This is a genomic window from Paenarthrobacter sp. NPDC056912, from assembly GCF_042786555.1.
In the GTDB taxonomy this organism is placed as follows: domain Bacteria; phylum Actinomycetota; class Actinomycetes; order Actinomycetales; family Micrococcaceae; genus Arthrobacter.
This window is the reverse complement of record NZ_JBHUCD010000005.1, coordinates 115,134-129,595: the sequence shown is the minus strand read 5'-3', so window position 1 is coordinate 129,595 and position 14,462 is coordinate 115,134. Positions and strand designations below refer to the sequence as shown.

Here is a 14,462-nt window from a genome sequence, read left to right as displayed (position 1 = left end):
ACTGTCATCCCGCGGGGATGGGAAGGTCCGGCGGGGTGATGGGTAGCGCCGGGGGCGTCGGGATGGAGATGTTCCCCGGATCAATCCGAGGCGGGATCTCGGGCGCCTGGGGAGACACTCCCCCGCCTGGTGTGGGCCGGGGATCGGGCCTGACAGCGTCGGCCGGACTCTTGGGGGCGGCCGACGCTGGCCCGGGCGGGCTCGGGACGGGCAGGCTCGGGACGGCCGACGCTGGCCCGGGCGGGCTCGAGACGGGCGTTAACTGTTGCGGCGCTTGGATGGGCTCCGGCTCAGACGGCGAGCCCGCGGGCCCGCCTTGCTGCGGAACGTTGACGGGGGTTGGAGCCAGCTGCCCCGCCACGGAGCCGATGGCTGCCCCAATGTGCTGGATCGCGCCGGGAATGCCGCCGTCGGAGGCCGCAGCAGCCGTGGCCCCGCCGGCAAGTGACACGGCAACCGCCAAAGCAACGACGACGCTGCGATGCTTCCGTCGACGTCGGGCGGCGAGCTCGTCCACGGCAACCGGGCCAGCGGTCATCAGCGCGCGGACCGCCTCGGAAGGGAGGGGTGCCGTGCTGCCCAACGAGCGGAGTTCGAGCAGCTCTGCGCGGATGCTGTTTGCGTCCTCCAAGCCGGAGCCTGCCAGCAGGTGATCGATGGCCTGTTCGTCGTTGCCTCGGCGGGGTGCGTTATGTTCGCTCATGATGTGCCGTTCCTTAGTAGTGCACGTTTCCTGAGTGCACCCAATGCCCTGCGCTGCAACTGTTTCACAGCCCCTTGGGATTTGCCCATGATGGCCGCTGTTTCTTCTACTGACAGGTCCGCCACGACCCTCAGTGCCAGGACCTCCCGGTAGTCGTCGGCGAGGTCCTCCAAGAGGTCGGTGACTCCCAGCCCCACACGCCCGAAAGCCTGGTCCTCAGCGGACGGCGAGCGCCTTGAGTCCAGGTCCGCCTGGTAGGGCGTGGAATCGGGCGTTCGTTCCCGTTTGCGGTAGTGGTCCACCATCCGTGCGTGCGCAATGGTGAACAACAGAGTCTTGGCACCTTGGAGTCCGCCACGAAGTGAATCCAGTTTGGGATACAGGGCCAGGAAGACATCCTGCGTGACTGCCTCCGGATCGTCCACGCCGCGGGCGCGCAGGTAGCCAAAGACCGGACCGGCGAAGTTGTTGTAGGCAGCGGTGAAGAGCAGAGCGGGATCATCCTGGTCCGCCTGCACATATTCATCAGCCAATGGGTCAAGCACCCGTGGATGCCTCCGTCCCGCGCAGCGCAGTGTGGTCCCGGGAGAGCCAGGACGCTGCCGCTGCCGTCTGTTACGTAGCGGGGCTCCTTGTCCTAAGCCAAGGAGCCCCGCCCCTAAACCGTAGCCGCTGCCCGTCTAGCGGACAGAATCCAGGGGCGCGGAAGGAGCTGCCGGAACCTCGGTGGGGACCTGCGTCGGCAGGGCTGGCACTGCCGGAACTGCCGGGACACCATCCGTGGCCGGGGCAGCGGGCGTTGCGGGGACTGCAGGCGCAGCCGGGAGTTCGGACGTCCGGGAGGCATCGGCGTCGACCGCTACCTTCGCGGAGCCGTCCAGCTTCAGGCCCGCGGCCTTACCGGCGTCAACCACGGCCTCGCAGTGCGCTTCAACCTTGGCTTCGCCACCCGCGGCGACAATTACGGACTCGAAGCCCGGGACCTTTGCGTCGGACTTCAGGCCTCCGTTGAGGAAGGCGGTGCAGAGGCCAAAGGCTTCAGGGGTGGTGGAAACGGCGTCCACCACCGGGGCCGTGGCGTCTGCCACCGAATCGGCGACCTCCGACTTGGCGGCTTCTGCAGTGTCTGTTGCCTTCTGCTGGGAGGATCCGACGGCGTCAGTCGCCGTGGACTTCGCCGCACCGGCTGCCTCGGCTGCCTTGGCTGCTTCCGCCGTGAGGGCCTCAGAGGCGGGTGCGGGTGCGCCGACGAGGTCGTGGGCGCTCTGCTGGATCCCGCTCGGAAGCGCACCGTTGAAGGCTGCGACGCCGGTTCCGCCGGCCGCTACGGCTCCTGCGGCCAGGACAGTGGCGGCGACTTTGCCGGTGGCAAGGACAGTGAAAAAGGACATGAAACCCTCCGAAAACGATGTGGGGATTGCCCCGGCAGCGGTTTGGCCGCCGCCGGATGATCAGTGTGCGGACGCTGCCCGCTCACCCCCTACATCGTTGGCCGTGCCGGTGAGGTTACGCCTGTTCCGACATTTGCTCCCGGAAGTTTCTTTCCCTGCCATTGGAGTGCCTCTCCACACCGGCAGTTCTCCCCATGGCCGGCATTCCGGTACGCAACTATGCTCAGGGGACGCCTGCTGCGACACAAGTGTCCGCGGGCGTTTCAAAACGTCGCAACGTTCAGGGGATACGTCATGGGACAGGGTTTGTAATGGGACAGGGTTTGTAGTGGGACAGGGTTTGGTGGGCGCGGACGTCGGGGATCTCCGGCGGTTGTCGGCCGTGATGGACGCCGAAGCGGAGAAGATGACAGACCTGCGGCGTCAGCTCAACGTGATGATCCAGGGCGGCAATTACTGGCGGGGAGCCGATGCGGACCAGTTTCGCAGTGCTTGGCAGGGCGACCTCCACGGACGGCTCGGGGCAGCCGTTGCTTGCCTCAAATCCAATGCCCGCGCGCTTCGGCTCAATGCCGAGCAGCAAGAGCAAGCATCCTTGGGAGGACCAGGGGGCGGACCGGGCGGCAGCGGCAAGAGCAGCGGCAATAGCCCCTCGGGCACGCCTGGCTACACCGTTGGTCCCACTACGTACGGCCCGGTCACCGTTGAAGGCAACGGCTCAATCGGTGTTGAAGGCAAGGGCGAGACCCACGGAAACGTGGGCCCCGGTGGAATCTCCGCCGGTGGCTCGGGCGAGGTCTCGGCAGGGGCTGAGATGACGTGGACCGCCACATCTGCATTCGGTCCCGTCAAGACCACCACCACCAATGAAACGTTCGTTGGTGGACGGGCCGACGGCAGCTATGACGCGAGAGTTCCGTTCGGCCTGGGGCTCCCGAGCCTCAACGCGAAGGGGGAAGCCTTCGCGGGCTTGGAGAACAACACCACCACCAAGAGCGAATTCTTCGACGGGTGGGCCACCAACACTTCCACCGCGAGGTTCATGACCGGCGTGGAGGCAGGCGCACACGCGAACGCAGACAGCCCGTTTCTCTTCGGTGCCGGCGGAGAAGTCTTTGCCGGCCAGAAAATCACGATCGGCAACGAGACGGAATTTGCCGGTGGCCTGTTCGGTTTTGGGCAAGGGACCGAGCTTCGTGGCGGCGCGTGGGCCAGCGCCGGCGAAGGTGAGGTCAACGTCAGCAAAGGCGGCAGCGTCACCGGTGGTGCAGCCAGTGCCGGTGCCGGTGCTGAACTGACGGCTTCCCGATACGTTGAGGTCCTCGGCCAAAAATTCTCCGCATCGGGAACGGTCGCTGCCGGCGTGGGCGAGGGATATTTCTTCAATGCCTCCATGGATGAAGACGGGCTCACCTTGGGCGTCGGCGCCAAAATCACCGCGGAGTTAGGGCTCGGGGCCGGGGCGCAGGTCACGCTCAGTCCGTCCGGGTTTGTGGATTCCGTGACGGGTTTCGTCAACTTCCTGGCCAAATAGCCTCCTACCAAAACCAGCTCCGGAAGGGCTCCCATGACAGCACAGCAAGTTTTTCCGTCCACCGCTTTCCCCGCCTACCCCACCATCAAACTCGACCCGCCGGAAGGCTGGACGCCCCAGGTTGTCCCCGACGCTCTGGGCGCGTTGATGGGCCCGGCCACGGAGGGCAACTACACGGCCAACGTGGTCATCTCCGTTTCCCGACGCTTGCCCGGCTACAAGCTCCAGGACATTGCTGCATCGGTGGATTCTTTCCTGGACGGGCTCCCCGACGCAGTCCTCCTCGGCACCGAGCCCGTTGTCATCAACGGCCGCGATTGGCACGTGCGCGAGGCCCGCTACACGCACCCGCAGGCGGGCTCGTTGGCTCAGTTCACCGCTGTGACCGTGGTTCATCACGACGCAGCGGCCGACATCGTCCAATTGACGGGCAGCTGCCAACCGCTGGAAGGAACAGAGGACCTGAAGGCCATCTACTCCCTCGTTGCCAGCGCCGAGGTGGGCTAGGAAGCCAACACCCTGGCCTGCTCGATCAGCTTCAGCCCCGCCACCGAGTCGGCCGGATCAACAGGTGCCGGACGTGCGGAGGCCGTGCCGCCGTCGTCGATCTTCTCAGCAAGGATGCGGTAGAACTCGGGATAAGCGCCGCGCTCGGTAGGGATGGTGGTGCGCTGGCCGTCAGCCTGGAGCGTGCCATGGTTTTCGGCGGGTTCGACGCCGTACTCGGCGTCCGTGGGCAGGCCGCCTCCCAGCACATACGGCTCTTGCGGATCGGTGCCGTACTTCACGAAGCCGCCCTTAGTGCCGAGCACGCGGAAGCGAGGGCCCTGCAGGTGGCTGTTGAGGTTGATGGTCACGTGGCTGACCACTCCGGACTCGTGCTGCAGGACAAGGAAGACATCGTCATCGGAGTTTTCCTGCGGACGGCGGGCAGTGATTTCGGCGTACGTGACCTGCGCCGGGCCGAAGAACCCGAGGGCCAGGTCCAGCACGTGGGCACCCAGATCGAAGAGCACCCCACCGCCGTCTTCCGCAGTTGCGCCGGCCTTCCACGCCTTGGCGATCTCCGGTGCCCAGCGCTCCATGCCCGACTCGAACCTGGTCACCGTGCCCAGCGTCCCGGCGTCGAGCAGTTTCTTCACCGTGAGCGCGTCGCCGTCCCAGCGGCGGTTCTGGTACACCGTGAGGACGCGGCCCAGCCTTGCCGCCAGTTGGATCAGCTCCTCGCCTTGGGCGCTGTGGACCACGAAAGGCTTATCAACGACGACGTCGAGCCCGGCTTCCAGTGCCGCTTTCGCCAGGGGGTAATGGGTAGCGGGCGGTGTGCCGAGGACGATGAGGTCCAGTTGGTCAGCGAGAGCCAGGATGTCCTCGGGGGTGTCGACGATCTTTGTTTGCGGGTACCGGTCCTTGGCTTTCGCTTGGCGCGCGGGGTCCGATGTTGCGATGACGGCGAGCTCATAAGCGGGGTTGCCGGCAATGTAGGGCGCGTGGAAGACGCTGCCCGAGAGCCCGAATCCTGCGACGGCGGTACGGATCGGCGTGGAAGTCATGTCCCTAGGCTAGATCAGTAGACCTCCCGGCGGTGGGCGGCCCGAAAGATGACGATGACGAGCTCACGATCGTGGATCTCATATAAGACCCGGTAGTCCCCGATGCGGATCCGCCAGGCGTTCGACTCCGCGGAGAGTTTCTCCACGCCATCCGGGCGGGGGTTCGTTTCAAGTTCGGCGATGGCCAGCAGCACTTTGCGTCGGACTTGCGCTTCAAGCTTGCGGATCTGTTTCGCTGCCGCGCTGCTGAACTCCACGCGGTATCGACTCACCGCGTGATGCCGTTCTCCTCCAGAAGATCATCCAGACTGACCCTGGCACCGTCGTCGTCTGCTTTTGCGGCCCTAAGCGCCTTGAGATCCGCCTCATCTTCGAGGCGCTCAAAACGTTCAAGGTCCTCGGTGCTGATAAGCACCGCCGCAACCTTGCCTCTTCGGGTGATGCTGATCCGTTCATGGCCGTACGCCGCGCGGTTGATGGTGTCTGAGAGGTGGACTCGGAGGTCAGCGACACTGACGAAATAGTCTGCGGTACCCATGTGTCCAGACTACGCATATCTGTACTTTATGTACATCTCATACATTATGTACATCGTGCAGTGCCCGAAGGTGCGGGATGTGATAGAAGGTTCTGCCCAAGCGGACGGGATGTGAGAGAGGGTGGCACGACGAAGGCCGGGAGCCTCCCCGAACCGATGAACAGGTTCAGGGAGGTTCCCGGCCTTCAGGAATCAGGCCCTACAGATGGAGCAAGGAGCTACTTCTTGGCGCCCTTTTCCCAGCCGATGGTGGTCCAGTCCGGAACGTTGGAGAGGCTCTTGAACAGTGACGGGCCGTAGTTGGCCAGGCCCGTGCGCACGAACTGGATCTCCGGGCCGTTCAGCAGGGTACCCATGGAGAAGTACTTCTCCATGTGCTTCTTCTCTACCTCCATGGCGGCCTTGTTGCGCTCTGCGTTATCAGCGATGGTTGCAAGGCGCTTGATTTCAGCGTCCAGCTCAGCGTCGCCCAGCTTGTTTTCGTTGGTGGTTGACTCGTAGAACTGCTTGACTCCGCTGGTAGCGTCCGCGCCAACCGTGTAGCCCGAAATCGTCAGGTCAAATTCCCGCGACCCCAGAACCTTCTGGAAGTCCGCGTCACCGCGCTGATCGATTGCGACATCCATGCCCGCTGCCTGGAGCTGCTTCTGCAGGGTCTGTGAGACGGCCGCCCTAGTGGGGTCCTCTCCAAAGTAGGTCACCTTGAAGGATACGGGGACGCCGTCCTTGGCCATGATGCCCTTGTCATTGGCAGTGTAGCCGGCATCAGTGAGGACCTTCTTGGCAGCCTCAGCGCCCGAGTCCTTCACGGGGTAGTTGTCCTGGTAGTACGCGGAGAACGGCATGAGCATCATGGAGCCCGAGCTTTCCTCGGACCAGTTCAGGCCGTTGAATTGGACATCGCGGAGGGCTTTACGGTCCACGGCCGTGAAGATCGCCTTGCGGACGGCCACATCTGCGAGAGCTGGCCGCTCGGCATTGAGGTTAAGGCCACCGGCGAACAGTCGCTGACCGCGGCGGACCTCGGCGTTCTTGGTTCCTTCAAGCTGCTTGTAGCGACTCAGGGAGCGAGCGTCAGTAGCATCAATCTCGCCGTTCTTGAAGGCGGCGATGGTTGCGCTGGGTTCCATCTGGCGCCAGACGATCTTGTCCAGGACCGGCTTCTGGCCCCACCACTTGTCGTTTGGAACCATGGTGACGGTCTTGGCCGTACTGTCGTAATTCTCCACCTTGAACGGGCCAGCCATCCATTCAGGATGCATGTTGCCCGCAAAGCCATTGTTGAAGATCTCCGCCGTGTTGACGGCAGGGTGGATCAGACCGAAGAAGAGATCTTCAAGGGGATAGACCGGCTGCGTGGTGGTGACGATGACTTCTTTGTCATTGGCACCAGCCTTGACCGAATCGACGAACGGGTAAGACCCGGGGTTGACTATGTCAATCGCTTTGTCTTCACCGCGGGACATCTTCCACGTGTTCTCGAAGGTCCTGACATCGATGGGGGTTCCATCGTTCCACGTCGCTTTGTCGTTGATCTTGATGGTGATGGTCTGCTTGCCGTCTTTGATTTCGCTCTTGACGTCTTCGCAGAAGTCCTTATTGGGCGAGGCCTTGCCGTCAAAGTCCAGCTTCCAGCAGCCGCCGATGCCGCCGCTGCTGATGCCTGCCGGGTTGACCGGGGTCAACAAAGCCGCTGTGCCGGCGCTGTTTCCGACGTTGGAATTATTGTTGAAGTCCGGACCCAGGTCCACAGTTGGAAGGGTGAGCGTGCCGCCCTGCTCCAGGTCTTTCGCTTCCTTGGCATTGACGCTGATCAGCTTACTGATGTCGCCGCCACTTGCTTCTGCCTTCTGCGAGGCCGGACCCGACGGCGTTCCCCCGCCGCAAGCGGTCAGCATGAGCGCTGCTGCAATCGCTACGCCGCCGATCGTCGTGTACTTCTTCATGGTGTGCCCTTCATGTTTTACGACTGGAAAATCATTTGCGAGTTGAGACCAGGGATTATTTCAATTGCGTCATATGTCGTCAGGCATGCACCACCAGCATGTCGGCATCTATCTCTCCGTTCGGGAAGAAGCAGGCAAAGTCCTGTGCGCCTTCCGAAGCAAGTGGCGGCTCTAGAGTAAGGCACTTCTCCTGCTTTGCGGCGGGAAGAGCGGCAAACACGGGACAACGGGTTGCAAAGTTACAGCCCTTGGGCGCATCGAGCGGGCTGGGCAAGTCGCCCTGCAGGATGATGCGTTCGCGGGTCCGTTCCAGGTTCGGGTCCGGCACCGGGATGGCGGAAAGCAGGGCCCTTGTGTACGGGTGGCGAGGATTGTCGAAGACGTCATCCACGTCTCCGGTCTCCACGATCTTGCCCAGGTACATCACGGCTACACGGTCCGAAATGTGGCGGACCACCGAGAGGTCGTGGGCAACCATCAGGTAGCTGAGGCCCAGTTCGGCACGCAGCTGATCCAGCAGGTTGATAACACCGGCCTGTACCGAAACATCCAGCGCAGAAACGGGTTCGTCCAGGACAACCAGCTTCGGGTTCACCGCGAGCGCCCGGGCAATGCCGATGCGTTGGCGCTGGCCGCCGGAGAACTGGTTGGGGAAACGGTTGACGTGGTCCGGTTGCAGGCCCACGAGCTTCATCAGCTCCATGATGCGCTTCTTGACCGCGGCCTTGGGCATGCCCAGGTTTTCCAGCGGCTCGGCCAGGACTTCGAACACCGTGAAGCGCGGATCCAGTGCGCCCGTGGGGTCCTGGAAGACCATCTGCATTTCCTTGCGCATGGCCATCTTGGTCTTGTGGTCCGTGGCCACCTTGTTGCTGACGCCCCCGATGACCACCTCGCCCACCTGGTCCGGGTGGAACTCCATGATTTCCAGCAGCGTGGTGGTCTTGCCGCAGCCGGACTCCCCCACGATCGAGACGCACTCGCCTTCGCGGATGTCGAAGCTCAATCCGTCCACGGCCTTGACCGTGCCGATCCGACGCTTGATCAAGGCGCCCTTGAGCAGCGGGAAGTGCTTCTTCACGTCCTTGAGTTCCAGGACCTTTTCGCGCTCGACGCGAGGGACGCCGTCGAACTTTGACACTGGCTTGGGCGGCGCGTGGAAAATCTTGTGCGCGTCCGCCTCGCCGGAAAGCTGGTTGGACTTGATGCAGGCGGCCTTGTGCCCCAGCGTCTGCCCCTCGGAACCAGGCACGGATGACAGCTCGGGCTCCCCGGCCAGGCAGGCATCGCTGACCAGCGGGCAGCGGGCAGCGAACGAGCAACCGGTCACCGGCAGGGCGAGGTTGGGCGGCGTTCCCTCAATAGGAACCAGCGACTGCTTGGTAGCGGTGTCCACGCGGGGAACGGCCCCGAGCAGGCCCAGCGTGTAGGGCATCCGCGGGTTGTAGTAGATGTCCTCCACAGTGCCGGTTTCCACCGGTTTGCCCGCGTACATGACCATGATGTCGTCGGCCATGCCGGCCACGACGCCGAGGTCGTGCGTGATCATGACGACGGCGGCGCCGGTCTCCTCCTGCGCGGTGTGCAGGACTTCCAGGACCTGCGCCTGGATGGTGACGTCCAGCGCCGTCGTCGGTTCGTCCGCAATGAGTACCCGCGGATCGTTGGCGATCGCAATGGCGATCATGACGCGTTGGCGCATGCCTCCGGAGAATTCGTGCGGGAAGGCTTTCAGCCGGTCCTTGGGGCTCGGGATGCCCACCATGCGCAAAAGGTCGACGGCGCGGGCTTCTTTGGCCTGCTTGCTCATGGTCGGGTTGTGGACAGTCAGTGCCTCGATGATCTGGTTGCCCACTGTGTAGACCGGGGTCAGTGAGGATAGCGGGTCCTGGAACACCATGGCGATGTCGTTGCCGCGGTGCTTGCACATGGCTTTGTCGCTGAGGCCCAGGAGTTCCTTGCCCTTGAAGCGCACGGAGCCGGTGATGTCGGCGGTTTCGGGGAGGAGACCCATGATGGCCATGGACGTCACGGACTTTCCCGAGCCGGATTCGCCCACGATGCCCAGGGTCTTGCCCGGCATGAGGTCGAAGTCGACGCCGCGGACCGCATGGACCACGCCGTTCTCGGAGTTGAAGCGGACGTTCAGATCGCGGACGCTGAGGACGGCGTCCCCCGGTGCGTAGAGCCCGGCGTCGCGGAGTCGTTCGGCGGGAGTGATGTTGGTGCTCATTTGTTGATCTTCTTTGCGGTCTTGGTCTTCGCCCGGCCGACGGAGCTGGAGCTGGGGTCGAAGGCGTCACGGAGGCCGTCGTTCATCATGGCCAGTGAACCGGTCAGCAGGAACATGACAGTCAGCGGAACCCAGAACATCCAGGGATAGGAGGACACTTGCCCGGTGGCTTGCCCGATCAGGACACCGAGGCTGACATCGGGGAGCTTGATGCCGATGCCGATGAAGGAGAATGCCACTTCGGCCAGGACCGCACCGGTAATTCCGCGGGTGAAGTCCAGGACCAGCAACGAGCCGATGTTTGGCACCAAGTGGCGCCACACGATCTTGCGCGAAGGAACGCCCATGTATTTTGCGGCCTTGACGTAGTCACGCTGCATCAGCGACATGGACAGGGAGCGCACCAGGCGGGCCGTTCCCATCCAGCTGAAGAACAGCAACACGATGATCAGCAGCATCCAGCTGGGGAGGTCCTTGAGGCCGCCGCTGCCGCTGGTTGCCACGGCCACCACAAGGATGGCGGGCATCATAATGAGGGCTTCGAGGATGAACAGCATGGTGGCGTCCACCTTGCCGCCGAAGAACGCCATGGTGCAGCCGTAGACAGCGGAGATCAGTACCGATACCCCGCCGACGATCAGGCCGATCAGGATCGAGATCCTGGTGCCTTCAACGATCAAGGCCAGCAGGTCGATACCGGCCTGCGAGGTGCCTAGGAGGTGATCGGGCGAGGGCCCCATGCCGATGTTGAGGGGATCGATGGTGTCCTTGTCCCAAGAGGTCAGGAAGCCGCCGAACCAGGAGAACAGAAAGAGTGCAAGGAAGATGAACAGGCCGGCGACTGCCGTCCGGTTCCGCATGAAGCGCCGGAAGATAATCCGGGACTTCGCAATAACCACGTCCGCGTTGTCGGCAACCCGGGACTCGTCAATTTCCGCAATGGGATCGATGATGTTCGTCATTACTGGACCCTCACTCGTGGATCGACCAGTGTGGTGGCGAAGTCGGCAAGGATGGCGCCGACCGCGAAGATCACGGACCCGTAGGCCAGGGTGGCCGTGGCCACGTTCACGTCCTGGAGGCCGATCGACTGGATGCTCCACAGACCGATGCCCGGCCAGGCGAAGATTGCCTCCGCGAAGAAACCGCCGGTGAAGATCGCCGGAATGGTGAACGCGATGCTCTGTGCCACCGGAATGAAGGAGACGCGGAGGGCGTGCCGGCTGATGGCCTGGTTCCGGGTGAGCCCCTTGGCCCGGGCGGTGCGGACGAAGTCCGCGTTCACGTTGTCCAGGAGGTACTGCCGTTGGGCGATCTGGTAGCCCGCCCACCCGAAGATGGTCATTGCGAAGGTGGGCACGGCGTAGTGGGCCACCATGTCAACGAAAGCCGGCCAGCCTGGTTCGATTCCCGGCGTCGAAATACCGGTCACGAAGAAGATGCGCTCCCCCACGGCCTCGTTGATGCCGATGGCTCCCAGCTGGACCAGGAAGTAGGCGATGGGTGCGGGCAGGATGTGGACCAAGTAGCTGTAGGACGTGATGACACGGTCCTGGAACTTGTATTGCCGGGCAGCGGAGTACACGCCGAGTGCGACGCCGATGACCAGCGTCAGGATGATCGAGGCGATGAACAGGCGGGTGGAGACCAGCACGCGGTCAGCGAACTCTGCGTTGACGTAGGCGCCGTTCGGGCTGCGGCCCCAGTCCCAGCGGGTGATGATGCCGCCGAGCCACTGAACATAGCGTTCCCAGGGACTCAGGTCCGGATCGAGGCCCAGGCCCCGGAAGGAGGCTGCCACCTGTTCAGGGGTTGGCCGTGGAATTTTTTCCTGCTCGAGGACTGCCGGCTTGAGCGAGGTGACTGCCAGGAAGTAGCCTGCGCTCGTGGTCAGGAAGATCATGATCAGGTAGATTCCCGACCGCTTCATCAGATATTTCAGCATGTCGGGCGACTGCCCCGGATCGTGGCAAAACTCAAAGCTCGTCCTTCCGCGGTTCCCGGCTGTGGCCGGTGTCAGCTACGAATTGGCGCAACGGGAAATTGGTCCCCCGCACCCCTTCAGTGAACACCAGCCCTGTATGGCATGCGTCACATTCAAGAGGAAACTACCACAATAACTGCTTCACGTTTTGCTTCAAGGCGTCCAGTTTCGCCCCTGCAGCCAGATTGTTATGTGCAGACTGCGTCACGATCACGGTGCCGCAGACACTAATGCGCGTACAGCGGCACCGATGGGGGCGCCAACAGGGAATACTGCGCGGCTCGTGTGGCTAGGCGCCGCTCAGCAGGCGGGTGACCAGCTCACGCCAGGAGTCGGTGAGGCGCGTGGGCGAAATGCCGCGGGCGCGAACGTCGTCGACTATTCGCTCAGGGTCCAGCGCGTAGGTCAGGGACATCGCCATCACCCAGGGATCCGCGATTCCCGCCTCCCGCAGCAGGACCTCCATATGTCGATGCGAAAGCTTGGTCGCGGGGACATCGAACCTGTTGCGGGTGGCAGCACCGGCGGCCTTCAATAGCTCGCCATTTTCAAGGACAAAGTAGATGCGACCCTCCCCGAACGCAATGAGCCGCTCAAGAGGTTCCACTCCCGGGCCAAGCGGCGGCGGTCCGAACATGAAGCCTCGCTGGAACTCCGACTCAGAGTCACTCAACAGGGTCATCATGAGCCCGGCACGGCTGCCGAACCGGCGGAAGACGGTCCCCTTGCCAACCTCGGCCTTGCAGGCGAGCGCATCCATAGTGAGTGCTTCGGCCCCGAACTCGTCCACCAGCTCCCGGGCAGCACAAATGAGCCGCTCACGGTTCCGCGCGGCGTCGCTGCGCTCGTGGGGTGCGCCTAACGGCACATCCGGCTGGAGGGGGATCGAGCTCACAAAAAACATTCTAGACCCGGGAATACAAAGCGGACCGTGGTCCGTTTAGTATCAGTGAAGGCTCCAAAGCCCAGAGACAACGCAGGCCCGGTACCGCACGGCACCAGGCCCGACTTTTAGGAGACACCATGTCCAAGAGCACCGTTCTGACCCTCGTCGGCAGCCTCCGCGCCGATTCCCACAACAAGAAGCTCGCCGAAGCCATCCAACTGAACGCACCGGAAAACGTTGACGTCCAGATCCACGGCTCGCTGGGCAGCATCCCCTTCTACAACGAGGACATCGACGTCGAAGGCCAGGTTCCGGCCGAAGCAGCCGCCCTGCGCGCCGCCGCAGCCGAGGCCGACACCCTCCTGCTCGTCACCCCTGAGCACAACGGCACCATGCCGGCGTCCCTGAAGAACGCCATCGACTGGCTGTCCCGCCCCTTCGGCGCCGGGGCCCTCGCCGGCAAGCCCACCGCCGTCGTCGGAACCGCTTTCGGCCAGTTCGGTGGCGTCTGGGCGCAGGACGAAGCCCGCAAGGCAGTCGGCATCGCCGGCGCCAAGGTCCTCGAGGACGTCAAGCTGGCCGTCCCGGGTTCCATGATCCGCTTCGCCGAACTGCACCCGAAGGACGACGCGGAGGTCGTTGAGCAGATCAAGGGCATCTTCGAGCCCCTGACCGCTGTCCAGGATGAAGAAGAAGCAGCAGCCTAGCCTTCCGCCGCACCGGCCCCCGTTCCGCTTTATGGCGGCGCGGGGGCTTTTGCGTTCCTGACGGCTTGAGCGTGACCAACTCTTGTCCGAACCGTCACCGTAGCGGCATTTTGATCCCCGCCGCCCCGGCCTACCGTTGAATTACAGGTGGACGGACAGGAGCGTGGGGCTGTCATGCATGCCGGACGGGGAGCCAAAAGCACGACGACGATCGCGGCTGCCTGCCTGGTGTTCGCCCTGTGGCTGGCTGGCTGCACTTCGGTTCCCGTTGGTCCCGCAAGCACCAGCCCCTTGCCCTCTGTGAGCGTGACGCCGCTTCCGTCTGCCCCGTCCCCAACGCCGCCTGGTTCAACGCCGGGCATTCCGACTGTTGCCGTCCCCGTTCCGCCCACGGCGGGAAGCCCCGCTCCGACGCCATCCGCCACCGCTACCGCTCCTACCGAACCCGCCGGAACACCTTCTCCTGATGCAACTGGACCGGCCGAGCCGGAGCCTTCCCGGGAAGCCGGCACCGAAACGCCCGAGCCCTCTCCGACTACCGTCTCCCCGTCCGCTTCCGCGGCCGTGATTCCCATCGATTCCGACGTCTCCGGCCCGGCGGTCTACTACGTGGCAATCGACGACGGCGGCGCGCGGGGCGTGCGGTTCGGCTGCAATGACAGCCTGGTCCCGGTCCGGGGCGCAGCCGTTCCCGGTGATCCGTTATCGGTGGCGTTGAGTCGCCTGCTGGAAGCCGGAATGCCGCTGGACAGCGACGCCGCACTGTACGACGCACTGGCCGACTCGTCGCTGCGGTACCTCTCCGGTTACATGAACGGCTCCGTGGTGGTGGTGAACCTCAGCGGATCACTGCGGCCCGGAGGTATATGCGACATCCCTCGGATCCAGGCCCAACTGACGCACACCATCGTGTCAGCAAGCGGGGCTACCCGGGCCGAGATCTACATCAACGGCAGGACTCTCACCGAGGCACTGAGCGTGCGGTGA

General features: G+C 63.7%; 15 protein-coding genes. 4 read left to right on the top strand and 11 right to left on the bottom strand.

The annotated features are described in order from the left end of the window. Positions 1–4: 4 nt before the first annotated feature. The 3 genes from ACFRJ9_RS07440 to ACFRJ9_RS07430 form a co-directional block, all read right to left on the bottom strand. On the bottom strand, positions 5–703 hold the full coding sequence (locus tag ACFRJ9_RS07440) for a hypothetical protein (protein WP_377666005.1): 699 nt from the start codon (positions 701–703) through the stop codon (positions 5–7). After that, a complete protein-coding gene (locus ACFRJ9_RS07435) occupies positions 700–1,248 on the bottom strand; it encodes an RNA polymerase sigma factor (RefSeq protein ID WP_377666003.1) in 549 nt (182 codons plus the stop codon). Before ACFRJ9_RS07435 ends, ACFRJ9_RS07440 begins: the two co-directional genes overlap by 4 nt. Positions 1,249–1,383: 135 nt before the next feature. Next, positions 1,384–2,094, bottom strand: coding sequence for a hypothetical protein (locus ACFRJ9_RS07430; protein WP_377666001.1), 711 nt, complete (start codon positions 2,092–2,094; stop codon positions 1,384–1,386). Positions 2,095–2,422: 328 nt separating this feature from the next. On the opposite strand from ACFRJ9_RS07430, the gene ACFRJ9_RS07425 reads away from it, so the two are divergent. Both ACFRJ9_RS07425 and ACFRJ9_RS07420 read left to right on the top strand, forming a co-directional pair. Next, a complete protein-coding gene (locus tag ACFRJ9_RS07425) occupies positions 2,423–3,628 on the top strand; it encodes a WXG100 family type VII secretion target (protein ID WP_377665999.1) in 1,206 nt (401 codons plus the stop codon). A 33-nt stretch (positions 3,629–3,661) separates the two neighbouring features. Continuing rightward, complete coding sequence (locus ACFRJ9_RS07420) at positions 3,662–4,135, top strand: hypothetical protein (protein ID WP_377665997.1); 474 nt, start codon at positions 3,662–3,664, stop codon at positions 4,133–4,135. Here ACFRJ9_RS07420 and ACFRJ9_RS07415 read toward each other — a convergent pair. The 8 genes from ACFRJ9_RS07415 to ACFRJ9_RS07380 form a co-directional block, all read right to left on the bottom strand. Further along, positions 4,132–5,181: a Gfo/Idh/MocA family oxidoreductase gene (locus ACFRJ9_RS07415; RefSeq protein WP_377665995.1), complete on the bottom strand. Its 1,050-nt coding sequence runs from the start codon at positions 5,179–5,181 to the stop codon at positions 4,132–4,134. The two genes, ACFRJ9_RS07420 and ACFRJ9_RS07415, sit on opposite strands and share 4 nt — an antisense overlap. Positions 5,182–5,195: 14 nt before the next feature. Next, positions 5,196–5,453 (bottom strand): type II toxin-antitoxin system RelE/ParE family toxin, encoded by a 258-nt coding sequence (locus ACFRJ9_RS07410; protein ID WP_377665993.1) that lies wholly within the window; start codon positions 5,451–5,453, stop codon positions 5,196–5,198. Next, on the bottom strand, positions 5,450–5,719 hold the full coding sequence (locus tag ACFRJ9_RS07405; RefSeq protein WP_377665991.1) for a type II toxin-antitoxin system Phd/YefM family antitoxin: 270 nt from the start codon (positions 5,717–5,719) through the stop codon (positions 5,450–5,452). The genes ACFRJ9_RS07410 and ACFRJ9_RS07405 overlap by 4 nt, the downstream gene beginning before the upstream one ends. A 218-nt stretch (positions 5,720–5,937) precedes the next feature. Then, positions 5,938–7,665: an ABC transporter substrate-binding protein gene (locus ACFRJ9_RS07400; RefSeq protein ID WP_377665989.1), complete on the bottom strand. Its 1,728-nt coding sequence runs from the start codon at positions 7,663–7,665 to the stop codon at positions 5,938–5,940. A 79-nt stretch (positions 7,666–7,744) separates the two neighbouring features. Next, entirely contained in the window at positions 7,745–9,898 is a 2,154-nt protein-coding gene (locus tag ACFRJ9_RS07395) for a dipeptide ABC transporter ATP-binding protein (RefSeq protein ID WP_377665987.1), read from the bottom strand. Next, complete coding sequence (locus tag ACFRJ9_RS07390; RefSeq protein WP_377665985.1) at positions 9,895–10,860, bottom strand: ABC transporter permease; 966 nt, start codon at positions 10,858–10,860, stop codon at positions 9,895–9,897. Before ACFRJ9_RS07390 ends, ACFRJ9_RS07395 begins: the two co-directional genes overlap by 4 nt. Next, complete coding sequence (locus tag ACFRJ9_RS07385; RefSeq protein WP_377665983.1) at positions 10,860–11,843, bottom strand: ABC transporter permease; 984 nt, start codon at positions 11,841–11,843, stop codon at positions 10,860–10,862. Before ACFRJ9_RS07385 ends, ACFRJ9_RS07390 begins: the two co-directional genes overlap by 1 nt. 328 nt (positions 11,844–12,171) lie before the next feature. Further along, positions 12,172–12,777: a TetR/AcrR family transcriptional regulator gene (locus ACFRJ9_RS07380; protein ID WP_377665981.1), complete on the bottom strand. Its 606-nt coding sequence runs from the start codon at positions 12,775–12,777 to the stop codon at positions 12,172–12,174. A gap of 128 nt (positions 12,778–12,905) precedes the next feature. On the opposite strand from ACFRJ9_RS07380, the gene ACFRJ9_RS07375 reads away from it, so the two are divergent. Beyond that, positions 12,906–13,475, top strand: coding sequence for an NAD(P)H-dependent oxidoreductase (locus ACFRJ9_RS07375; RefSeq protein ID WP_377665979.1), 570 nt, complete (start codon positions 12,906–12,908; stop codon positions 13,473–13,475). Positions 13,476–13,649: 174 nt separating this feature from the next. Next, positions 13,650–14,462 carry a GerMN domain-containing protein gene (locus ACFRJ9_RS07370; RefSeq protein ID WP_377665977.1) on the top strand — a complete coding sequence of 271 codons (813 nt, stop codon included), beginning with the start codon at positions 13,650–13,652 and terminating at the stop codon, positions 14,460–14,462.

What these genes read in the sequence shown, in the direction of transcription:
- ACFRJ9_RS07440 (WP_377666005.1), bottom strand. Translation starts at nt 703, where the DNA reads ATGAGCGAACATAACGCACCCCGCCGAGGCAACGACGAACAGGCCATC.
- ACFRJ9_RS07430 (WP_377666001.1), bottom strand. Translation starts at nt 2,094, where the DNA reads ATGTCCTTTTTCACTGTCCTTGCCACCGGCAAAGTCGCCGCCACTGTC.
- ACFRJ9_RS07420 (WP_377665997.1), top strand. Translation starts at nt 3,662, where the DNA reads ATGACAGCACAGCAAGTTTTTCCGTCCACCGCTTTCCCCGCCTACCCC.
- ACFRJ9_RS07415 (WP_377665995.1), bottom strand. Translation starts at nt 5,181, where the DNA reads ATGACTTCCACGCCGATCCGTACCGCCGTCGCAGGATTCGGGCTCTCG.
- ACFRJ9_RS07405 (WP_377665991.1), bottom strand. Translation starts at nt 5,719, where the DNA reads ATGGGTACCGCAGACTATTTCGTCAGTGTCGCTGACCTCCGAGTCCAC.
- ACFRJ9_RS07400 (WP_377665989.1), bottom strand. Translation starts at nt 7,665, where the DNA reads ATGAAGAAGTACACGACGATCGGCGGCGTAGCGATTGCAGCAGCGCTC.
- ACFRJ9_RS07395 (WP_377665987.1), bottom strand. Translation starts at nt 9,898, where the DNA reads ATGAGCACCAACATCACTCCCGCCGAACGACTCCGCGACGCCGGGCTC.
- ACFRJ9_RS07390 (WP_377665985.1), bottom strand. Translation starts at nt 10,860, where the DNA reads ATGACGAACATCATCGATCCCATTGCGGAAATTGACGAGTCCCGGGTT.
- ACFRJ9_RS07385 (WP_377665983.1), bottom strand. Translation starts at nt 11,843, where the DNA reads ATGCTGAAATATCTGATGAAGCGGTCGGGAATCTACCTGATCATGATC.
- ACFRJ9_RS07375 (WP_377665979.1), top strand. Translation starts at nt 12,906, where the DNA reads ATGTCCAAGAGCACCGTTCTGACCCTCGTCGGCAGCCTCCGCGCCGAT.
- ACFRJ9_RS07370 (WP_377665977.1), top strand. Translation starts at nt 13,650, where the DNA reads ATGCATGCCGGACGGGGAGCCAAAAGCACGACGACGATCGCGGCTGCC.